Below are 20,588 nucleotides of genomic sequence, written 5' to 3' on the forward strand. Positions count from 1 at the left end.
GTTGCGTCAAATCCAGTAAGACAGCGCAACGGGCAGCACCAGTACAGTGCTGAGCGTCGAAACAAGAATGAACCCCGCCACATCCGGCCCGTATTCCGGAACATGCTGGTCGATAAACAGATAGGTCGCCACGGAAGAAGGCATCAGGCAACACAGGATCAGCGCACCCCGCTCGGTTCCCGTGAACCCAAACAACCAGATCAGAACACTGGCAATTGCAACCGCCATCGCCAGATGCAGGGCCGTCAGCAGAACCGCGCGACCCAGGCTTTTCACACGCAGCGTCGCGAGCGTATGCCCCAGGGTCAGCAGCATGAGCGGGATCGACAATCCACCCAAGATGTCAAAGGACTTTGCGACCGGTTGCGGCAGGCTTTGCCCCGTTGCCATCAGGATCAGGGCGAGGCCCACGGCGTAGATAATCGGGGACGTCGCCAGTTTCCTGGGCGAGAATTCTCCGGCCGGGATCCACATGCCGACGGTAAAGATGCTGATCAGCACAACCACCACGAACGCCATGGTATAGGCCATACCTGCATCGCCCAGCGCCAGCAAAGTGATTGGCAGGCCGATGTTGCCGACATTGCCGTGCATCAACGGCGTCAGAAGTGCCCTCACCGGCAAGCGAAGAACCTTTAGCACGACATACCCCAACACCCCGAAACCGGCCACCGCAAGGGCAGCGGCCGTCATCATGTCAAGAAACGTGCCCACGGCCAGTTTGGTGTTCGACAGATGAGAAATGATCAATGTCGGATAGCCGACTTTTGAGACGATCCCACCAATGACCTTGTTGTCGAAAGGCGCCTGAATCACGGCAAGAACATAGCCAATACCAGCGCAGATCAGGACAGGCAGAACCACGTTCAAAACATTCAGGAACAGGTGCTCCAAGCAAAAAACTCCTTGCCGAAACCGTTTGTCGACAGTGAATCAGTGCCATTGCAATGGCAAGCGCCCTGTGTAACCCGTGCACGGCGTTGGGTTTTCCCGATTGGAGTCTGATATTGCCCGAAAGCGCCGCTTGAGGTTCTTTCCTTCGCCGCCGACACAACATATAGTGGCTGACAACAACGTGTAGTGAAGCACGGCGGGACTTGGGAATACAAGCATGGCACATATCATTGTGGTCGGGAACGAAAAGGGTGGCGCAGGCAAATCGACCGTGTCGATGCATGTGGCGACCGCGCTGGCCCGATTGGGACACAAGGTCAGCACGTTGGATCTGGATCTGCGTCAGCGCAGTCTGGGACGATACTTCGAGAACCGCAACAACTTCCTCAAGAGCTCGGACCTGACCCTTCCCAGCCCGCGCCATCACGACCTGCCCGAGATCGATGCCGCAACGTTGAAACCGGGCGAGAACATCTATGACCATCGCCTGTCTGCTGCCGTATCCCAGCTGGAAAGCGACAGCGACTTTATTCTGATCGACTGCCCGGGGTCTCACACCCGTCTGAGTCAGGTGGCGCATTCGCTGGCCGACACCCTGATCACCCCGTTGAACGACAGCTTCATTGACTTCGACCTTTTGGCGCGGATCGACTCGAAGGGCGAAAAAATCCTTGGCCCGTCCGTCTATTCCGAAATGGTCTGGAACGCTCGTCAACTGCGGGCACAGGCGGGGCTGAAGCCGATCGACTGGGTCGTTGTCCGCAACCGGGTCGGTACGCAGCGCATGGTCAACAAGGAAAAGATGCAACGCGCGATCGAAATGCTGTCCCAGCGCATCGGCTTCCGCGTCGCCTCGGGCTTTTCCGAGAGGGTTATCTTCCGCGAACTGTTCCCGCGCGGCCTGACCCTGTTGGACCTGAAGGACATAGGCGTCAAACAGCTGAACATCTCGAACATCGCCGCCCGGCAGGAATTGCGTGACATGATGAAAGAGCTGAACCTACCGGGTGTAGAGATAGATTTCTGATCAGCTGTCCCGGCGACCGCCATGCCGACAAAGTGAGCTGCGCGGCGGCTGAGCGTCACACTGCTCGCCCCGGCCGGCCCGCGAGGCGATGTCTATCTCATGACGGAGAGTACGTTTTGCGTTGGATGCTCAGACTGCATTTCCCGGATCGCATGGCGAAGGGATCTCCGAGAGCGGGCTTCGTCGGTGGCCGGATGCGGTGAAAGCCGGGCGGTCAGCTGCGGCTGATCTTCGGCGACGTGACGGTCGAGCCCGCCGCCGACACCTCGGCACGGCTCGAGGGCGACGGCATTCAGAATTCCCGGCTTCGAAGATTTCCTTCGGTCAGATGTCGTCAAGCTTCGGCTTGCAGGCCGGCTTTACGAAGACTGTTCATCAGTTTCCTCTGAAACGAGTCATCGAATTGCCAGATTGAAAAAATGTCCCGCGCCTTTGATGCGAAATTTGGCTGTAGCGTCCGCAGTTCATTCAATGACGCCTGGGCCGCTTCTTGATTCCCCAACTCACCATTCAAGGCAGCCCCCCATAGATGCGTCCAAAAGAAGTTCGGCATGTCGATTTGATCCAGAATTGTCAGGGCCCGCTGGTGGTTTCCCTGATCGAACTCATAAATGACACGCGGGAAACGATACCAGTGCGGATGGACCGGGTTCAGGGCGATGGCCCGTTCCACGAAGGTCAGCCCTTCGTCCCATTCGCCACTGAAGGCCAATCTCATTCCGTAATGCGCCAGAACAGCCGTGTCATTCGGGCTCAGATCAATTGCGACCTGACCCGCCTGGCGAAACCCCTGAATATCGCCAAGAACAAAGCGCATGTTGGCCAGCATCAAATGCCCGGCAGCCAAATTTGGATCAATCTCCACCGCCCGACGCGCAGCCGCATCCGCGGCGGCAAAAAGATCTTGGCGGTCTCCGCCAAGACTAAACCGGACTTGTTGAAGATACAGGTTGGACAGTACTGCCCACGCTTCGGCATAGTCGGGGTTTTGTTCAAGCGCTCTCAGGATACAGGCCTTGATTGCGTGGTGCCGATCAAGATCGATTGTGACCTGATAGCTGTAGTAACTCAACACGCAGTCAAGGGCATCACGGTTTCCGGGTGGGGTGCGCGCCGCCTTCTTCATCGCGTCTTGCGTAAGAACACCGTATTTACCCGCAAGTTTTCCGATCACATCCTGTATGACCATGTCTTGCGCGGCATAGATGTCACTGGGTGAGCTGCCAACCTTGTATTCGTGAACCCAGATGTAGCGCTGGCTCTTGAGGTCTATGAGACGGGCAGACAATTCTACCGTGTCGCCCATGTCCATGACACTGCCTTCCAGCGCGAAATCCGCGTCGAACTCTGCGCGCAAAGCTTGTGAATCCGTGCCCCCTTGCGAAAACCTCCGCACGCTGCCCAAAGGGAGAACCCAAATATCACGAAACCGGACCAGCTCGCTGGTCAGTTGCTGAGTAATGCCATCGGCGAAATAGCTTGGCCCCTCACCCAGAGTGTCGAATGGCAGTACCGCAACCACAGGACCCTGCGGCAACGGTTGAACCGAGAGCTGAGCCGTTTTTGTGGACGACGCAAAAAAAGAAACCCAGATCAAGGCGCAAAGCACCAAAGCCCCGAAAACAGCCAACCCAGCCCTGAAAAATCGCCGGGGGCCGAAGCCGGAAACATGAGGGGGCGCAGGCTGTGCCGGTACTGGTTCCGCCGGGGGGGCAACGCTTTCAAACCTTGGGGCATAGCCGCCCTTGGGAATGGTCAATCGAATGGGATCTGATCGGCCGGGCCCAGCATAGTAGCCGTCTATATCTTGACGCAGTCGCCTCGCTTCAAGCCTGACAATCGGATCAATTTGCTGATCGAAGGTTTCATCCCGGCCGAAAACGGACATGGCGATGGACACGCCTTTGATTTGGTCCGCGCGCCCGGCCAGATACTCATCCACGATATAAGACAGAAAAGCGCGGCGCTGGGGTGTGGCGGTGAAATCTTGATGCTTCAAAAGGCGGTGCAACTGCGCCCGAATGTCATTTTCCGAAAAGCCCAACTGAAGAATCCCGGTCCCGTAAAAAGTTCCTATAAATTAAGCACTCAGAGAGCTACGGGAACGTTCATACATGGGATTGAACTCGGGTGGCAACATGTTCGCACTTCACTGATCTTTTTCTCAGGTTAGCAGGAACGTGCAGTTTGCCACGCAGGCAGGCGCCGGAGCCTCAAGGAAGTGGCATTTGTGTTCAAAACAGCTACCGTCCCGTGCGGACGGTCTGATTTTCCCTAGTGGTGTGATTTTATTGCTGCTTCCTTGTCGCTTTCGTTATTTGCATTCAACTCGACAGGAACCGTTTGAACATGGCACGCCGACATACACTTTTTTTCTCTACCGCGCTTTCGATTTTGACGGCTGGTGCCGCGGTCGCGCAGGATCACTTTGACCCCAAGGGCAAGATGCCATCGAAATTCACGGTCGAATTTCAGGAGCAGATGCGCGACTCTCTACCATTTGACGATCAGCGCGATTTTGAAGAAAGCCGCAAAGGTCTGATCGCCGTTCCGGATTATCGCCAAATCAAGACCGAAGACGGCACTGTCGCGTGGGACATCGGCAGCTATGACTTCCTGTTGGAAGAAGGGCAGGATTTCGACTCGATCCATCCATCGCTGCAACGTCAGGCGATCCTGAACATGAACTATGGTCTTTACGAGATTCTGGAAGGCAAGATCTATCAGGTGCGCGGCTTCGATCTGTCGAACATCTCGTTCATCCGCGGCGAGACCGGCTGGATCATCTTCGATCCACTGGCATCGAAGGAAACGGCGGCGGCGGCGTTGAAACTGTTGAATGACACGGTAGGCGAGTTGCCGGTCAAGGCGGTTGTCTATTCGCACTCACATGCCGACCATTACGGCGGTGTCCGTGGTGTCATCACCGATGAAGATGTGGCCAATGGGGTCGAGGTCATCGCACCCGAAGGGTTCATGGAACATGCAGTGTCCGAGAACGTCTATGCAGGAAACGTGATGAACCGCCGTCTGTTCTTCCAATACGGTGTTTTGCTGCCGCGCGATCCGCATGGTCATGTGGATCAGTCGATCGGCAAGAACATCTCGGCCGGAACCACCGGCTTGATCGAGCCGACCCGCTATGTCTCGGACGATTATGAAGAGATCACCATCGACGGTGTGCGCATGATCTTCCAGAATACGCCTGGCACCGAAGCCCCTGCCGAGATGAACACCTATTTCCCCGACCTCAAGGCGTTCTGGGCTGCGGAAAACATCACCGGCACGATCCACAACATCTATACCCTGCGCGGCGCGCTGGTCCGCGATGCGCTCAGCTGGTCGAAGCATATCAATGACGCGCTTTATGAGTTCGGGCAGGAAGCTGAGTTGATGTTCGCTTCGCATTCCTGGCCGCGTTTCGGCAATGATCGCATTCAAGAGGTCATGCGTGCACAGCGCGACACCTACGCCAACCTCAACAACGGAGTGTTGAATCTGGCTAACAAGGGTGTGACCATCAATGAGGTCCATAATGTCTATGAGGTCCCCGAAAGTCTTCGGCAGCAATGGGCTGCGCGCAGCTATCACGGCTCGGTCGAACATAACAGCCGGGCAGTGATCAACCGGTATCTTGGGTATTGGGATGCGAACCCGACCACCTTGACGCCTCTGTCGCCCCAGGACAGCGCACCACTGTATGTCGAGATGATGGGCGGTGCCGATCCGATCCTGTCCAAGGGGCAGGACTTGATTGACGCAGGGCAATACTTGCACGCAACCGAGATCCTGAACAAACTGGTCTATGCCGAACCGGAAAATCAGCAAGCCAAGGACCTGCTGGCTGATGCGTTCGAGCAGATCGGCTATCAAAAAGAAAGCCCTTCGGTTCGCAACTCGTTCCTTGGTGCCGCTTACGAATTGCGCAACGGCATCCCGCAAGGTGCAACTATCGAAACCACCGGCCCTGACACGATCCGGGCGATGGAAACCTCAATGTGGCTTGATTTCATAGCCATCCGCGTCAACAGCGAAAAGGCGGCGGGTATGGAATTCACGATCAACCTGTCGATTCCGGACCGGGATGAAAACATCGTCGTCGAGATGAGCAACGCCACGCTGACCCACATCGTTGATCGAAAGGCACCCGACGCAGACCTGTCGATCGTCTTGAACAGAGCGGATCTGGAGAAAGTCATGACCGGAGAGAGCAAGCTTGTCGATATGCTGGCGGACGGAACCGCTCAATCCGAGGGCAACACCGATGTTGTGTCGCAATTGGCTTCGACTCTGGACCAGTTTGATCTTGGGTTCGAGTTGATGCCCGGAACCGGAGCCGCGGACCTGACAGCGCCAGCCAATGACTTTGCTCAACCGCCGCTGGCGAACTCAAACGGAGGCTGAGTTCTACATGGATTGAAACTGGCAAGACCCAAGTCGGCATGGATTCATGGCAGCAGGAATAAAGCTGGCAAAACCCAAAACCGGCTTGGGTCACCTTTTCCGGCAGATATCAGAATTATGTGAGGTTCTGTCGCTTGTCCCCGGTGCAGCATCGGTGGATCTGGGTTCGAACCAGATACTGGCTCAAATCCACAACATACGCGATTATCCGATCAATCCCGGCGGGTTAAAGGCGTTCCATCACGTCTTTCAGCTTCGGCACCGCTGGAAGGAATAGCCGCAGTTTCAATTGGTTTCCGATGGCCCGCCGGGGCTGTACACCGTAAACAGCTCTTTTGGTTCATTCACCCCGCGCAGCATGTAGCGACCGACCGAGACAAGCTCCTGCGCGCAGGGCTGTGCAGCGCGGGCGACATCATCCGAGATCAGGATCCTCTGACCCAAAGACCGGTGCATTCCCGCAATGCGGGCGGCCTGGTTGACAGCCGGGCCGATCACCGTGAAGTCCAGCCGGGTCTCGGACCCGATATTGCCATAGAGAATCTCGCCCGAATGCAAGGCCAGCGTATAGTTGGCCACCGGCAGACCCTGCGCGCGGCGCCTTGCGTTCAGTTCATCCATGCGGGACTGCAATAAGGGCACGGCCTCAAGCGCGGCACGGGCGTCTTCGTCGATCTCTCCGACATCGAACATTGCCATCAGGCCGTCACCCATGAATTTCAGGATGTTGCCGCCCTTGTCATGCACCACACCCACGGCGACGGCCAGATAGTCGTTCAGCATGTCGATGATCTCATGCCCCGGCAGGTCTTCGGACAGCGTGGTGAAGCCTTCGAGGTCGAAATTCCAGATCACAGCGTCGATTTGCTGCAAAGACCCACGCCGAATTTCACCCGACAGAACCCGGCGACCGGCATCCCGCCCCAGATAAACCCGCATCAAATCCTTGGCCAGTTCCTGGTTCTTGGCGGATTTGAGCGCCAGCCCCAGATGCGGCAGTACAGTTTGTATTTGGTTCAGATCGCTGTCTTCGAATCCGTTCGGTGCGTCGCTGGTCCAGGACATCAGAACACCATCGCTGACCTTTTTCGTACCGTCGGGGCGCAGTTGTCTGGCCCCTTCATATGACAGGCCGGTGGCATAATAATCGGTCGCTCCGATTTCACGCAGATCATTCAACAAGGGAAAGCGGCTGGGTTCATTATGGTCGACCAGTTTGACCCGGATTTCATCCAGATCACCGTTCAGCAGCGTATAGAGTGGGCTTTGCTGCCAAACTTCGCTGGGCGTTTCCGTGAACTCAAATTTCTCGGATTCACCGCCCGCGCCGTTGTACCAGCTGTAACCGGTACCTCCGTAAACCGGATGCAGAGTCGACTGCGCCGCATGAAAGCGCATCAACGGAATACCCATTTCCACCAATCGGGCACAAAACCCTTCCAACAGCTCTTCTTGCCCCGCGCCCTCCAGCCCCTTGCTGACCAGCCATTCGATCAGGGAATGTGAGAAAACTGAAGCGGAATCTGGCAATGTCATTTTGTTGTCCGTATCAAGTATGATCCCCATTTGGGGGCAGGCCGCGTCAATTGCCATAGATCAGTCCAAACCAGCCAACCTTTGCAGCATTTGTCGCAACAACGCGGCCTCTTCCGGTTTGAACAGGCCTGACAGTTTCGCATCGTAATTGGCAGCAACGCCGCGCAGGTCACGATACACAGCTTGCCCTGCTGGTGTTAGTGTCAACCATTCCGCCCGCCGATCCGCTTCGTCCCGTGTGCGTTTCAGGTATCGACGCTGTTCCAGCTTGGCGACAGCACGGCTGATTTTGGTTTTGTGCATTCTGGCGCGCTCGCCGATTTCCTTGGCGGTCATCTCGCCAAACAAACCCAGATGGAACAATACCCGCCATTCGGTTCTGAGCATCCCATAGCGGCCCTTGTAAACTGCCTGAAACTCTAGCGAAGCCCGTTCGGCCGCCTGATTCAGCAGGAAGGGCAGAAAATTTTGCAGATAAAAGTCATCATTTTTTTCGGATTCATCGTGTGTCATGCTTGTTAGTTACAAAATCAACTATTACCCGACAAGCAGCAAACGGAGGAAAACGCAATGAATCGTCCGACTGATCCGCATACGCTGACACAGGCTGCGACGCCTGTCGGAACTCATGCAGGCTATATGCCTGGCTTTGGAAATGACTTTGAAACCGAGGCCCTGCCCGAGGCCCTGCCGCAAGGCATGAACAGCCCGCAACGGTGCAACTATGGTCTTTACGGAGAGCAGCTGAGCGGCACCGCCTTTACCGCCAACCCGCCCGAGCGCACCTGGTGCTATCGAATTCGCCCATCGGTAAAGCACTCACACCGTTATGAAAAAATCGATCTTCCCTACTGGAAATCGGCCCCCTGCATTGATCCGGATGTGATCAGCCTTGGACAATACCGCTGGGATCCTATCCCGCATTCCGATGAAGGTCTGAACTGGATGACGGGTATGCGGACCATGACGACCGCAGGTGACGTGAACACGCAGGTCGGCATGGCAAGCCACATCTATCTGGTCACGGAATCCATGGTGGATGACTATTTCTTTTCGGCTGATTCCGAATTGCTGGTTGTGCCACAGGAAGGACGCCTGCGATTTGCGACGGAATTGGGAATCATCGACCTGGAACCCAAGGAGATCGCTATCATTCCACGCGGTTTGCTGTACCGGGTCGAGGTTCTGGAAGGCCCTGCGCGCGGCTTTGTCTGCGAGAATTACGGTCAGAAGTTTGAACTGCCGGGTCGCGGACCAATCGGTGCCAACTGCATGGCCAACCCGCGCGACTTCAAGGCGCCGGTGGCCGCTTATGAGGATCGTGAAACCCCTTCTAACGTGACAATCAAATGGTGCGGGCAATTCCACACAACCAAGATCGGCCACAGCCCGCTGGATGTCGTGGCATGGCACGGCAACTATGCGCCCTACAAATACGACCTGCGCAACTATTGCCCCGTCGGCGCGATCCTGTTTGACCACCCCGACCCGTCGATCTTTACAGTTCTGACGGCTCCGTCCGGCCAGCCCGGTACGGCCAATATCGACTTTGTCCTGTTCCGTGAACGCTGGATGGTGATGGAAGACACGTTCCGCCCGCCGTGGTACCACAAGAACATCATGTCCGAGCTGATGGGCAACATCTACGGCCAGTACGACGCGAAACCGCAGGGCTTTGTTCCCGGCGGCACAAGCCTACACAACATGATGATCCCACACGGCCCCGACAGGGAGGCCTTCGACAAGGCGTCATACTCGAACCTGGGGCCGGACAAGCTGGACCAGACAATGTCGTTCATGTTCGAAACCCGCTTCCCGCAGCACCTGACCTCGTTTGCCGCCACCGAAGCGCCGTTGCAGGATGACTATATCGACTGCTGGACATCGCTTGAGAAGAAGTTCGACGGAACGCCGGGCAAGAAATGAGCCACCCATCGGTTCAGTTTCATTGCCGTCGTCCTGCCCGCGCTGAACATGCCGGAGTTGAACCGGTTGCCGAGCCAACGTGCCTCGGCAACCGGTGTGCAGTGACGCCTCGTGCATATGACATGCCACAACCGCCGCGGCTTCGTGCTTTTGCTATCGCCGTTCCAAAGCTAAAATCCTCTCGAACCTCTTAGAACACAACAAAATAGGGGCAAGAAATGCCTTTGATGACTTCGTGGGTGGCGTCGGCCAATGACGCGACACATCCGTTCCCACTGAACAATTTGCCTTATGGTGTCTTCTCGACCGAAGGTGATGATCCCCGCTGTGGTGTGGCCATCGGTGACGTGATCCTCGACGTCACCGCCGCCGAAGCCGAGGGGTTGATCACCCTGAGCGATGAGCCGCTGTTCGACATGCCGTTCTGGAACCCTCTCATGGAGGAAGGCCCAGCCGTCTGGGCGGCCCTGCGTGAGCGGCTGATCAGCCTGCTGACCGAGGGTTCAGATGAACAAGCCAAGGTCGAACCGCTGCTTGTCAAACAAGAAGATGCGGAAATGCATCTGCCCTTTGCGGTCAGCGAATACACCGATTTCTACGCAGGCCGAAACCATGCCTTCAACGTGGGCACCATGTTCCGGGGGCCGGAAAACGCCCTGCCACCGAACTGGCTGCACATTCCCATTGGTTACAACGGCCGCGCATCTTCGGTCGTGGTATCAGGCACGGATATTCGCCGCCCCTGGGGTCAGCTGAAAGCCCCCGATCAGGACTTGCCCGCCTTCCTGCCCAGTCGCCGTTTTGACATCGAGCTTGAGATGGGCGCGATTGTCGGAACACCCTCGGATGGTCCGATCACCGTTCAGGAAGCGGATGACAATATCTTCGGCTACGTGCTTCTGAATGACTGGTCCGCGCGCGACATCCAGGCATGGGAATATCAGCCGCTGGGCCCGTTTCAGGCAAAGGCCACGGCAACCTCGATCAGCCCGTGGATCGTGACCAAGGCGGCGCTCGAGCCATTCCGCTGTGACACGCCACCCCGCGAGTTCGAGCTTCTGGATCACCTCAAGGATTGCGGCCCGATGCTTTATGACATCGATCTGGCGATCACCATGGCACCTGCCGGACAACCCGCCACGACGATTGCCCGGACCAATTACAACCAGATGTACTATTCCGCTGCGCAGCAATTGGCGCATCACACCACATCAGGATGCCCCATGAACACGGGCGACCTGCTGGGATCGGGAACCATTTCCGGGCCAACCAAACCTGAACGTGGCTCGTTGCTGGAGCTTAGCTGGGGCGGCAAGGAACCTCTGACATTGGACAGCGGTGAAACCCGCAGCTTCATCGACGATGGCGACACGTTGACCCTTACCGGCGCAGCTCGTGGCGACGGCTACACGATCGGCTTCGGTGAATGTGTCGGCACCGTTTTGCCCGCTCTTGAAAACCCATATTCACGATAAGGAACCCACCATGGCCAAGGCATTCGCGTCCCAGGGGGACATGTCGGAAAAAAAGATCAGCTTTACTGAAGTCGGAGAAGGGCTTTATGCCTTTACCGCCGAAGGCGACCCGAATTCGGGTGTAATCATCGGCGACGACAGCGTGATGATTGTCGAGGCGCAGGCGACTCCGCGTCTGGCAAATAAGGTAATCGAATGCGTGCGTTCCGTCACCGACAAACCGATCACGCATGTGGCCCTGACCCACTACCACGCAGTGCGTGTTCTGGGCGCAAGCGCATTCGGCGCGCAGCAGATCCTGATGTCGGACATGGCCCGCGCCATGGTCGTCGAGCGGGGTCAAGAAGACTGGGACAGCGAATTCCAGCGCTTCCCGCGCCTCTTTGAAGGGCATGAAAGCATCCCTGGCCTGACATGGCCCACCACCACCTTCAGCGATACGATGACGGTGTATCTGGGCAACCGCCGGATCGACCTGATGCATCTGGGCCGCGCGCATACAGCTGGCGATATCGTCATCCATGTGCCGGATCAGAACGTGATGTTCACCGGCGATATCGTCGAATATCACTCGGCCTGCTATTGCGGCGACGGTCATTTCAGCGATTGGGGCGACACGCTGGACGAGATCAAGTGGTTCGACGTCGACGCCATCGCACCGGGGCGCGGTGACGCGCTGGTTGGCAAGGACATGGTGAATGCGGCCATCGAGAACACCCGCGATTTTGTCGAAAGCACATACCGGCCGGCGGCGAAGGTTGCCGCGCGCGGCGGGTCCCTGAAAGAGGCCTGGGACGCAGTCCGCGCTGAATGCGATCCGAAGTTCGCCGACTACGCAATCTACGAGCACTGCCTGCCGTTCAACGTGGCCCGCGCCTATGACGAGGCGCGCGGCATTGACACGCCCCGCATCTGGACCGCCCAGCGCGACCTCGAGATGTGGGAAGCCCTGCAAGGCTGACGAAAAACGGTCGAGTTTGATCCAGATCGTTTTTTGCGGCGGGATTCGATGAAACCATAATCTAAGACCTCCGGCGCCCGTCGCCGGGGGACAGGACATGCAGCACATCGGTGCATCTGTTTCGGGGGGAGCCCATGAACAAGATCTTTGAAACGCCGCTTTACGGATATGAACGCAGCCCGGATCAGGACAGCCCGACGCCCATCAGGCGCAAGGTGATCGTTATCGGTGCGGGGCCGGTTGGTCTGGCCGCCGCCATCGATCTGGCCCAGCAAGGGGTCGAAGTTGTGGTTCTGGACGAGAATGACAAAGTCAGCTTCGGCAGCCGCGCCATCTGTTTTTCTCAGCGCACGCTGGAAATCGCAGACCGGCTGGGTTGCGGCCAGCAATTGGTCGACAAAGGTGTGCTGTGGGACCGGGGCAAGGTCTTTTTCGACGACCGTCAGGTCTATGATTTCAACCTTCAGCCGGACGAAGGTTATGCCAACCCGGCCTTCATAAACTTGCAGCAATACCATTTTGAAAACTTCTTTGTGGAACGCGTGCGCGAGTTGCAGACAGACGGCGCACCGATTGAAATTCGCGGGCGCAACAAGGTTGACGCAATCGGTACGCACGAAGATCACGTTCGGCTGGAGGTCGAAACCCCCGAAGGCCCTTATACACTCGAGGCCGAATGGCTGATCGCCTGCGATGGTGCCGCGTCCCCCACCCGGCGCATGCTGGGCATCGATTTCGAAGGGCGTGTTTTCGAAGACAATTTCCTGATCGCGGACGTGATCATGGATGCCGATTTCCCCTCGGAACGCTGGTTCTGGTTTGACCCGCCGTTCAATCGCGGGCAATCCGCGCTTTTGCACAAACAACCCGACAATGTCTGGCGTATTGACCTGCAACTGGGTTGGGACATCGACAAGGAACGCGAAAAGCGTCCCGAGAATGTGATCCCGCGCCTCAAGGCGATGCTGGGCGATGACGTCGAGTTTCAGCTGGAGTGGGTCTCGATCTATACGTTCCAGTGTCGCCGCATGGAGAGCTTCCGCAAAGGGCGTGTCCTATTCGCAGGCGACAGCGCGCACCAGGTCAGCCCCTTTGGCGCGCGCGGTGCCAATTCCGGCCTGCAAGACACTGACAACCTGTGCTGGAAACTGAAACTGGTGCTGGATGGGAAAGCCCCCGAAAGCCTGCTGGACAGCTACAACGCGGAACGCGTGCACGGGGCTGATGAGAACATCCAGAAATCCAGCCGCTCCACCGATTTCATCACGCCGAAATCCGAAATGTCGCGGGTTCTGCGGGATGCGGTTCTGGACCTCAGCGAGAAGCACGAATTTGCGCGTCCGTTGGTGAATTCGGGACGCCTGAGTCAACCTTGCACCTATGACGGCTCGACCCTGAATTCTGCCGACGCGCTGGATGGCCCAGCCGAAACGCGCCCCGGCTCGGCCTGCCCGGACGCGCCGCTGGGTGATGCGTTCCTGTTGCCCAAACTGGCAGGCAAATTCACCCTTTTGACGATTGACGCGGATGCCCCGGAGGTGCTGGAAGAAGACGGGGTCGAGGTCACGCGGTTGGCGCTGTCGGTCAAGGATGACCAGACCCTGGCGCTGAAACGTCGCTATCTGGGCGACGCAACCAGCGCGGTTTATCTGATCCGTCCTGATCAGCACGTGGCGGCGCGCCGGGACAGTTATGAAGAAAACAGTTTCCGCCATGCAATCCGCAGAGCCTGTGGTAAGGAGTGAGCGAGATGTCTGACCTGATCCTTTCCCCGAATATCGACGATGCTGACGACTTCTATGCCGAGCTGCTGGCCGCGCATGAAGGGCTTGAAAAAGCCGACAGTGACGCGTTGAACGCCCGACTGGTTCTGGTGCTGGCCAATCATATCGGCGACAAGGCGGTGTTGTCTGACGCCATTGGCGCCGCCACCCTGGCCGACACGTGACGGATTCGAATGTGAGCAAAACCGTCCTTTATGACTATTGGCGGTCCTCGGCCAGCTATCGGGTGCGGATCGCCCTGAATCTGGCCGGGATCGACTATCGCGCGGTTGTCGTCGACCTGGTGGGCGGCGAACACAAGGGCGATGCACATATTGCGCGAAATCCACAAGGGTTGGTTCCGGTGCTGGATATTGACGGGCAGCGGCTGACTCAGTCTCTGGCCATTCTCGACTATCTGGACAAGACACGTGAATTGAACCTTCTGCCCGACGATGCAGCAAGGCGCGCGCGCGTGCAGGCGCTGGCCTATGCGATTGCGGTGGACATTCACCCTGTTTGCAACCTTTCAGTTGCTCGCCATGCGACCACCCTCAGCAAAGATCCGACCGACATGCCCGGAGAGTGGATGCGGCACTTCATCCGGCCGGGGTTGCAGGCCTTCGAGACCATGTTGGGTGAGTTTGAACAAACCCCCTATTGCGTTGGTTCACAGCCCGGCCTCGCCGACATCTGCCTGATCCCGCAGATCTACAATGCACGCCGGTGGAAGGTCGACTTGTCGGACATGCCGCGTCTGCTGGGTGTCGAAAAGGCCTGTGCCGATCACCCCGCATTTGTCGCGGCGCATCCTGACAGGCACGCACCCCAATAAGCTTGCACAGGTCCTGTGTGCCGGTGTGCCTAGGCGTTCGTCGCAATCGGACTTAGCTTTGTTTCATCAAAGCAAAAGAGGTTCTGATGCCCGAGATCACCGGATACCACGCCCATGTCTATTTCGACGCCGATACGCAGCACACGGCGCAACAGGTCTGCGAAGAGGCCGCCCGTCTGTTCCCCGTCCGGATGGGGCGCATGCATAGCCGCAATGTTGGCCCCCACCCGCGCTGGAGCTGCCAGTTGAGCTTTGCCGCTGATGCCTTCGATCAGGTCACTCCGTGGTTGATGCTGAACCGGCGAGGTCTTACCGTTTTCACCCACCCGGAAACCGGCGACCATCTGGCCGATCACCGCGATCGCGCGATTTGGATGGGTGAAATGTTGGATCTGGACCTGTCGATCTTTGACACGCTTCAGCCCAGCGCCCGCGCCTGATCCCGCAGAACGAATTTCTGCACCTTGCCGGTTGAAGTCTTCGGCAGGGTGCCAAACACCACGGTCTTGGGCGCTTTGAAATGGGCCATGTTGTCCCGGCAAAAGGCAATCAGCTCTGTCTCGGTCGCGGTTGTACCAGGCTTCAGCTCGACAAAGGCACAGGGGGTTTCGCCCCATTTCTCGTCTGGCCGGGCCACAACCGCCGCTTCCATTACTGCCGGGTGTTTGTAGAGAATGCCCTCGACCTCGACGGAGGAGATGTTCTCGCCGCCTGAAATGATAATGTCCTTGGACCGATCTTTGAGCGCGATATAGCCATCCGGATGCATGACGCCCAAATCGCCGGATGCAAACCAGCCGCCCTTGAAGGCCCCATCGGTGGCATTTGGGTTCTTGAGATACCCTTTCATCACCACGTTGCCCTGCATAAAGATCTCGCCCATGGTTTCGCCATCCGCGGGCACGGGCTCCATCGTTTCGGGATCGGCCACCATCAGGCCAGACAGTGCCGTATACCGCACGCCCTGCCGTACTTTCAGGGCAGCACGGTCTTCGGGTCCCTTGTCGTTCCATTCATCCTTCCAGGCACAAACGACCGAGGGCCCGTAAGTCTCGGTCAGGCCATAAACGTGCGTGACTTCGACCCTCATCGCCTCCATCGCTTCGATCACGGCGGCCGGCGGCGGAGCACCAGCGGTCATCACCTTGATCTGATGGTCAAAGTCTTTCAGTTCATCCGGCGCGTGGGCCAGCATGTTCAAAACGATAGGAGCACCGCAGAAATGGGTGACCTTCTCGTCGCGGAATGCCGCATAGATCGGCTCGGCACGCACGGCGCGCAGACAGACGGACACGCCCGCATTGGCGGCCATGGCCCAGGGGAAGCACCAGCCGTTGCAGTGAAACATCGGCAAGGTCCACAGATAGATCGAATGCTTGGGCATGTCCCAGTCCAGCAAATCCGATTGTGCATTCAGGGTGGCGCCGCGGTGGTGATAAACCACGCCCTTGGGATTGCCCGTTGTGCCGGACGTATAGTTCAGGGTGATCGCGTCCCATTCGTCCTCGGGCAGTGACCAATCAAATTCCAGGTCGCCCCCTGATATCAGGGCGTCATAGGTCAGGCTGCCAAGCCTTTCACCGCCTTCAAAGCTGGGATCCTCGATGTCGATTACCAGAATATCATGATCAACCTGCTCCAGCGCCTCCTTCACGACGCCGGAAAACTCGGGGTCAACCAACAACGCCTTGGTTTCGGCGTGGTTCAGGATGAAAGCGACTATCGGAGCATCCAGACGCGTGTTGATGGCATTCAAAACGGCGCCCGCCATGGGCACACCAAAATGCGCTTCGTACATCTCGGGGATGTTTGCGGCGATAATTGATACGGTATCTCCCTTTCCGATACCCCGCGCATTCAGGGCCCCCGCCAGCCGGCGGCACCGGGCATAGGTTTCAGCCCAGGTATACCGCCGCTCACCATAAACGACCGACGGGTAATCGGGATAAACCTGCGCCGTGCGCTCAATGAAGGAGAGGGGCGACAAGGGTGTGTAATTCGCCCGGCATTTGTCCAAATGACGCTCATAGATATTGGTCGCTGCCAACTGCTGATCCTCCCTGCACTCGGTTTGCGCGACTTGAGCATAAACTTGGTGCTCTGACAAATCCGTAGTATTACGGTCCCCTTATTGACTGGCAATACGGGATGGTGCGATCTGGCCCTACTTAGATCCGGCCATTCGCGGTGATCTGAAGTATCTTAAACATATGCCGGGGCACGCCATCTCCGCACCCCGTGCACCGCACCTCACTGAAAGGACTTGTCATGGACGGCACGTTCAACGAAAACGATCTTTCCCGCGTGGTCGAAGCCGACCGCGCCCATATCTGGCACCATCTGATTCAGCATAAACCCTTTGAAACCAACGATCCCCGCATCATTGTCGAAGGCAAAGGCATGCGCGTCTGGGACCAGAAAGGCAAAGAGCATCTGGATGCGGTTTCCGGCGGCGTCTGGACTGTGAACGTCGGCTATGGCCGCGAATCGATCTGCAAGGCCGTTTACGACCAGCTGATGAAGCTGTGCTATTTCGCCAATTCGGCCGGTTCGATCCCCGGCGCGATCTTTGCCGAGCAACTGATCGACAAGATGCCCGGCATGAGCCGCGTGTATTACACCAATTCGGGCTCTGAAGCGAACGAGAAGGCGTTCAAGATGGTGCGCCAGATCGCGCACAAGAAGTACGGCGGCAAGAAGACCAAGATTCTGTATCGCGACCGCGACTATCACGGTTCGACTCTGGCAACCATGTCGGCAGGCGGTCAGGACGAGCGCACCGCACAATACGGACCTTTTGCTCCTGATTTCGTCCGCGTGCCGCACTGCATGGAATACCGCAAGCACGAGCTGGATGGTGCACCGGAAGAGAACTTCGGCGAATGGGCCGCAGATCAGATCGAACAGGTCATCCTGCGCGAAGGTCCCGACACCGTTGGCGCGCTGTGCCTTGAGCCAGTGACCGCAGGTGGCGGCGTGATCGAAGCGCCCGAAGGATACTGGCAGCGCGTGCAGGAGATCTGCAAGAAATACGACGTGCTGCTGCATATCGACGAGGTTGTCTGCGGCGTGGGCCGCACCGGCACATGGTTCGGTTATCAGCAATACGGCATCAAGCCGGATTTCGTGACCATGGCCAAGGGCGTCGCCTCGGGCTATGCCGCGATTGCCTGCATGGTCACCACCGAGGAAGTCTTTGACATGTTCAAGGATGATGCTTCGGACCCGATGAGCTATTTCCGCGACATCTCGACCTTTGGTGGCTGCACTGCCGGTCCGGCGGCTGCGATCGAAAACATGCGCATCATCGAGGATGAAAACCTGCTGGGCAATTGCGCGGCCATGGGTGACCGCATGATGGGCAACCTTCAGGCGCTGATGGAAAAGCACAAGGTTATTGGCGACGTGCGCGGCAAGGGCCTGTTCCTGGGTGCCGAGCTGGTCGCAGACCGTGGTTCTAAAGAGCCGGTGGACGAGAAACTGGCGCAGGCGGTTGTGGCCGACTGTATGAACCAGGGCGTGATCATCGGCGTCACCAACCGCTCGATCCCAAGCCGCAACAACACGCTGTGCTTCTCGCCCGCCCTGATCGCCACGGCGGATGACATCGACCAGATCACCGACGCGGTCGATGGCGCGCTGGGGCGTGTGTTCGGATAAGTTACCTTAACGGAACCTATGAAAACCGGCGCTAAAATGCGCCGGTTTTTTCGCTCGCATGGCATCTACGCGGACTTTCCTGCCATTCGTCTAATTTCTCAGACTTCTGAGAATTCGTTGATAGAACGCGCCGTTTGCATCTTCAGCGGTAGGTTCGTTGATCAATTCCCAATCCAAATCCAGTGGTCCAGCCGGAACTAGTTGCCGCGCGATCTCGGCTGGTGTGGTTTCATCGCTGGTTCCGCTCTCCCAATCGTGAAAAGCCGATGAGTATCGAACGATCGCCCCGCTGGTGGGCAAATCGAGCGAACCTCCCTCGGCAAAAAACGTCAACCCGTCACCCATTTCTTCCCCTATGAGCTTGAGCCTAGGTCCCAATCGATGTTTGAGGATGGCGACAAAAACTATCGCAGCCGAAAACGTGAATTTATCGACAAGCACAACAACCTGCCTGCTTGCGTTTTCAGAGATAGCGTCGATCAAGGGCATCGTTTTAAGAAAGTCGCCACCGGTGTTTCCACGAATATCAATCAAGAGCGTTTTTTCCGAGCAAACGCGTACTTGTTCTGCTGCACCTGAGATGGCTTTCGGCAGCGCACCTTCTCCTGAATCGAGAAAACTGGGCAACAGTATCGAAAGCCCAAGTCCCCGCCAGCCCTTAGTCTCCACAAGTCTCTTGGGTGTCCAAGCCGGATCGGCCCGGCCATGCTCGTTTCTCGGGTAGAGCGTTGATGCAGGAACCGTATGACTGTTTTCCACTTTGAATTCGGATATCTGACCGTTCTCGTCTTGCACGCGATACTCGGTCGTTTCGTCTTTTGAGGAAAAACCGAGACGAGACAAAGCATGGGGCCACACGAGTATAATCGATCCGATTACCCGTTTCCTTTGGCGCGTTCCTGCCAGAAATGTTCCTGAGGCGGCTTCGATTTGGCTTAACGGTGTACCGTTGACTGCAACCAGCTTTCCTCTGGGCGCAGTTGTTTCTGGTGCCGTACCAACTAACTGGATGGCAGTTCCGATGCTCACGAATCTCAGCGGGAGCACCGAGATGGCATCATTCGGAATCAGCCGTGTGTGCCCGTTGTCGGGAAGTGCCAGTAGGCGCATTGTTGAAAACAGAAAGGCCTCTTTTAAACCTTCTGAAGCGTATCTTCGGGCATCACTAATGCAACTGTCTATCGCCGTCTGTTCGATCCGCCGAAAGCTGGGATCACGTGGCAAGGCAGTTTCTAAAACTTGCTCAAAGTCTTGTACCAGCGACATAGTTTAAGGTGCGCACGACTGCCGGACGATGTCCAGAGTGTGCTTAACACCGACGTCCAATCCATGGAAAACAAAAAAGCCGCCCCAAATGGGACGGCCTTTCTTTCACTGTCTCTCGAAAGAGGATCAGGCAGCCAGAGCGGCCTGAGCTTTGGCGACGATCGCGCCGAACGCTTCCGGTTCGTGCACGGCCAGGTCGGCCAGAACTTTGCGGTCCACCTCGATACCGGCCAGGTTCAGGCCGTTGATGAAGCGGGAATATGTCAGTGCCTCGTCATGCGAACGCACAGCAGCGTTGATACGCTGGATCCACAGGGCGCGGAAGTTGCGCTTGCGGTTCTTGCGGTCGCGGGTTGCATACTGGTTGGCCTTGTCGACGGCCTGACGGGCAACCTTGAAGGTGCTTTTACGGCGGCCATAGTAACCTTTGGCGGCCTTGATGACCTTCTTGTGACGGGCGTGAGTTACGGTTCCACCTTTAACGCGGGACATCTCTTAATCTCCTCTTAGCGGTCGTAGGGCATGTAGCCCTTGACGATCTTGGCGTCGGGGGCGGACAGGGTGGTGTTGCCACGGGCGTCGCGGATGAACTTCTTGGTCCGCTTGATCATGCCGTGCCGTTTGCCGGCCTGGCCAGCAAGGACCTTACCGGTCGCAGTCACCTTGAAGCGCTTTTTGGCGCTCGACTTGGTCTTCATCTTAGGCATTTCCGTCTCCTTTTTCGGGTTCGGTTCCAGACGCGACTCGGCATGCCATCTCGGCCGGTCACGCGATCAGAAGCGCCGTTTACGCAAGTTCGGTCATACTGGCAAGGGGGTTTGGATCAGATTCTGCGCTTTTT

General features: G+C 57.3%; 19 protein-coding genes. 11 read left to right on the forward strand and 8 right to left on the reverse strand.

All coding sequences use genetic code 11. The features are described 5' to 3' along the window. Nucleotides 1-6: 6 nt before the first annotated feature. Entirely contained in the window at nucleotides 7-894 is an 888-nt protein-coding gene (locus tag I9185_RS18520; protein ID WP_210093794.1) for an AEC family transporter, read from the reverse strand. 217 nt (nucleotides 895-1,111) lie between these two features. Between I9185_RS18520 and I9185_RS18525 the strand changes: the two genes are divergently transcribed. After that, nucleotides 1,112-1,921 carry a division plane positioning ATPase MipZ gene (locus I9185_RS18525; RefSeq protein ID WP_152457022.1) on the forward strand — a complete coding sequence of 270 codons (810 nt, stop codon included), beginning with the start codon at nucleotides 1,112-1,114 and terminating at the stop codon, nucleotides 1,919-1,921. A gap of 334 nt (nucleotides 1,922-2,255) precedes the next feature. Here the strand turns inward: I9185_RS18525 and I9185_RS18530 are convergent, their stop codons facing one another. Continuing rightward, on the reverse strand, nucleotides 2,256-3,920 hold the full coding sequence (locus I9185_RS18530) for a tetratricopeptide repeat protein (RefSeq protein ID WP_210093795.1): 1,665 nt from the start codon (nucleotides 3,918-3,920) through the stop codon (nucleotides 2,256-2,258). Between the two features lie 350 nt (nucleotides 3,921-4,270). On the opposite strand from I9185_RS18530, the gene I9185_RS18535 reads away from it, so the two are divergent. Both I9185_RS18535 and I9185_RS18540 read left to right on the forward strand, forming a co-directional pair. Beyond that, nucleotides 4,271-6,325: an alkyl sulfatase dimerization domain-containing protein gene (locus I9185_RS18535; RefSeq protein WP_245218194.1), complete on the forward strand. Its 2,055-nt coding sequence runs from the start codon at nucleotides 4,271-4,273 to the stop codon at nucleotides 6,323-6,325. 46 nt (nucleotides 6,326-6,371) lie between these two features. Next, entirely contained in the window at nucleotides 6,372-6,602 is a 231-nt protein-coding gene (locus I9185_RS18540; protein WP_171637652.1) for a hypothetical protein, read from the forward strand. Nucleotides 6,603-6,610: 8 nt separating this feature from the next. Here I9185_RS18540 and I9185_RS18545 read toward each other — a convergent pair whose 3' ends face one another. Both I9185_RS18545 and I9185_RS18550 read right to left on the reverse strand, forming a co-directional pair. Further along, nucleotides 6,611-7,861 carry an adenylate/guanylate cyclase domain-containing protein gene (locus tag I9185_RS18545; protein ID WP_171637654.1) on the reverse strand — a complete coding sequence of 417 codons (1,251 nt, stop codon included), beginning with the start codon at nucleotides 7,859-7,861 and terminating at the stop codon, nucleotides 6,611-6,613. Nucleotides 7,862-7,921: 60 nt separating this feature from the next. After that, nucleotides 7,922-8,374: a MarR family transcriptional regulator gene (locus tag I9185_RS18550; RefSeq protein ID WP_171120356.1), complete on the reverse strand. Its 453-nt coding sequence runs from the start codon at nucleotides 8,372-8,374 to the stop codon at nucleotides 7,922-7,924. Between the two features lie 57 nt (nucleotides 8,375-8,431). Here I9185_RS18550 and hmgA point away from each other — a divergent pair, with 57 nt between their 5' ends. The 7 genes from hmgA to I9185_RS18585 all read left to right on the forward strand — a co-directional run bounded on the left by hmgA (nucleotide 8,432) and on the right by I9185_RS18585 (nucleotide 15,261). After that, complete coding sequence (gene hmgA, locus I9185_RS18555; RefSeq protein ID WP_210093796.1) at nucleotides 8,432-9,787, forward strand: homogentisate 1,2-dioxygenase; 1,356 nt, start codon at nucleotides 8,432-8,434, stop codon at nucleotides 9,785-9,787. 218 nt (nucleotides 9,788-10,005) lie between these two features. After that, the gene (fahA, locus tag I9185_RS18560; RefSeq protein ID WP_210093797.1) at nucleotides 10,006-11,262 is read left to right on the forward strand and encodes a fumarylacetoacetase; all 1,257 of its coding nucleotides are present in this window, start codon (nucleotides 10,006-10,008) and stop codon (nucleotides 11,260-11,262) included. A gap of 10 nt (nucleotides 11,263-11,272) precedes the next feature. Beyond that, nucleotides 11,273-12,223: an MBL fold metallo-hydrolase gene (locus tag I9185_RS18565; protein ID WP_039541551.1), complete on the forward strand. Its 951-nt coding sequence runs from the start codon at nucleotides 11,273-11,275 to the stop codon at nucleotides 12,221-12,223. A 134-nt stretch (nucleotides 12,224-12,357) separates the two neighbouring features. Further along, entirely contained in the window at nucleotides 12,358-13,968 is a 1,611-nt protein-coding gene (locus I9185_RS18570) for an FAD-dependent oxidoreductase (RefSeq protein ID WP_210093798.1), read from the forward strand. Between the two features lie 5 nt (nucleotides 13,969-13,973). Continuing rightward, a complete protein-coding gene (locus I9185_RS18575; RefSeq protein ID WP_210093799.1) occupies nucleotides 13,974-14,171 on the forward strand; it encodes a DUF2783 domain-containing protein in 198 nt (65 codons plus the stop codon). A gap of 11 nt (nucleotides 14,172-14,182) precedes the next feature. Continuing rightward, nucleotides 14,183-14,821 (forward strand): maleylacetoacetate isomerase, encoded by a 639-nt coding sequence (gene maiA, locus I9185_RS18580; RefSeq protein ID WP_210093800.1) that lies wholly within the window; start codon nucleotides 14,183-14,185, stop codon nucleotides 14,819-14,821. A gap of 86 nt (nucleotides 14,822-14,907) precedes the next feature. Beyond that, nucleotides 14,908-15,261, forward strand: a complete 354-nt coding sequence (locus tag I9185_RS18585) for a DOPA 4,5-dioxygenase family protein (protein ID WP_152457005.1) — start codon at nucleotides 14,908-14,910, stop codon at nucleotides 15,259-15,261. On the opposite strand, the gene I9185_RS18590 is transcribed toward I9185_RS18585, so the two are convergent. Further along, entirely contained in the window at nucleotides 15,240-16,868 is a 1,629-nt protein-coding gene (locus I9185_RS18590) for an acyl-CoA synthetase (RefSeq protein WP_210093801.1), read from the reverse strand. The genes I9185_RS18585 and I9185_RS18590 overlap by 22 nt on opposite strands. A gap of 221 nt (nucleotides 16,869-17,089) precedes the next feature. Between I9185_RS18590 and I9185_RS18595 the strand changes: the two genes are divergently transcribed. Beyond that, nucleotides 17,090-18,481 carry an aminotransferase class III-fold pyridoxal phosphate-dependent enzyme gene (locus I9185_RS18595; RefSeq protein WP_171229222.1) on the forward strand — a complete coding sequence of 464 codons (1,392 nt, stop codon included), beginning with the start codon at nucleotides 17,090-17,092 and terminating at the stop codon, nucleotides 18,479-18,481. Between the two features lie 90 nt (nucleotides 18,482-18,571). Here I9185_RS18595 and I9185_RS18600 read toward each other — a convergent pair whose 3' ends face one another. The 3 genes from I9185_RS18600 to rpmI form a co-directional block, all read right to left on the reverse strand. Further along, the gene (locus tag I9185_RS18600) at nucleotides 18,572-19,747 is read right to left on the reverse strand and encodes a peptidase S41 (RefSeq protein ID WP_210093802.1); all 1,176 of its coding nucleotides are present in this window, start codon (nucleotides 19,745-19,747) and stop codon (nucleotides 18,572-18,574) included. Between the two features lie 126 nt (nucleotides 19,748-19,873). Further along, nucleotides 19,874-20,239 carry a 50S ribosomal protein L20 gene (gene rplT / locus I9185_RS18605; RefSeq protein ID WP_008756009.1) on the reverse strand — a complete coding sequence of 122 codons (366 nt, stop codon included), beginning with the start codon at nucleotides 20,237-20,239 and terminating at the stop codon, nucleotides 19,874-19,876. Nucleotides 20,240-20,253: 14 nt separating this feature from the next. Then, complete coding sequence (rpmI, locus tag I9185_RS18610) at nucleotides 20,254-20,454, reverse strand: 50S ribosomal protein L35 (RefSeq protein ID WP_010443552.1); 201 nt, start codon at nucleotides 20,452-20,454, stop codon at nucleotides 20,254-20,256. Nucleotides 20,455-20,588: the final 134 nt, after the last annotated feature.

The organism is Ruegeria sp. HKCCSP346 (assembly GCF_017872595.1).
Taxonomy (GTDB): Bacteria; Pseudomonadota; Alphaproteobacteria; order Rhodobacterales; family Rhodobacteraceae; genus Ruegeria.

What these genes read in the sequence shown, in the direction of transcription:
- I9185_RS18545 (WP_171637654.1), bottom strand. Translation starts at nt 7,861, where the DNA reads ATGACATTGCCAGATTCCGCTTCAGTTTTCTCACATTCCCTGATCGAA.
- I9185_RS18535 (WP_245218194.1), top strand. Translation starts at nt 4,271, where the DNA reads ATGGCACGCCGACATACACTTTTTTTCTCTACCGCGCTTTCGATTTTG.
- I9185_RS18585 (WP_152457005.1), top strand. Translation starts at nt 14,908, where the DNA reads ATGCCCGAGATCACCGGATACCACGCCCATGTCTATTTCGACGCCGAT.
- I9185_RS18595 (WP_171229222.1), top strand. Translation starts at nt 17,090, where the DNA reads ATGGACGGCACGTTCAACGAAAACGATCTTTCCCGCGTGGTCGAAGCC.
- rpmI (WP_010443552.1), bottom strand. Translation starts at nt 20,454, where the DNA reads ATGCCTAAGATGAAGACCAAGTCGAGCGCCAAAAAGCGCTTCAAGGTG.
- I9185_RS18525 (WP_152457022.1), top strand. Translation starts at nt 1,112, where the DNA reads ATGGCACATATCATTGTGGTCGGGAACGAAAAGGGTGGCGCAGGCAAA.
- I9185_RS18550 (WP_171120356.1), bottom strand. Translation starts at nt 8,374, where the DNA reads ATGACACACGATGAATCCGAAAAAAATGATGACTTTTATCTGCAAAAT.
- I9185_RS18600 (WP_210093802.1), bottom strand. Translation starts at nt 19,747, where the DNA reads ATGTCGCTGGTACAAGACTTTGAGCAAGTTTTAGAAACTGCCTTGCCA.
- hmgA (WP_210093796.1), top strand. Translation starts at nt 8,432, where the DNA reads ATGAATCGTCCGACTGATCCGCATACGCTGACACAGGCTGCGACGCCT.
- I9185_RS18540 (WP_171637652.1), top strand. Translation starts at nt 6,372, where the DNA reads ATGGCAGCAGGAATAAAGCTGGCAAAACCCAAAACCGGCTTGGGTCAC.
- rplT (WP_008756009.1), bottom strand. Translation starts at nt 20,239, where the DNA reads ATGTCCCGCGTTAAAGGTGGAACCGTAACTCACGCCCGTCACAAGAAG.
- I9185_RS18565 (WP_039541551.1), top strand. Translation starts at nt 11,273, where the DNA reads ATGGCCAAGGCATTCGCGTCCCAGGGGGACATGTCGGAAAAAAAGATC.
- I9185_RS18570 (WP_210093798.1), top strand. Translation starts at nt 12,358, where the DNA reads ATGAACAAGATCTTTGAAACGCCGCTTTACGGATATGAACGCAGCCCG.
- I9185_RS18575 (WP_210093799.1), top strand. Translation starts at nt 13,974, where the DNA reads ATGTCTGACCTGATCCTTTCCCCGAATATCGACGATGCTGACGACTTC.
- fahA (WP_210093797.1), top strand. Translation starts at nt 10,006, where the DNA reads ATGCCTTTGATGACTTCGTGGGTGGCGTCGGCCAATGACGCGACACAT.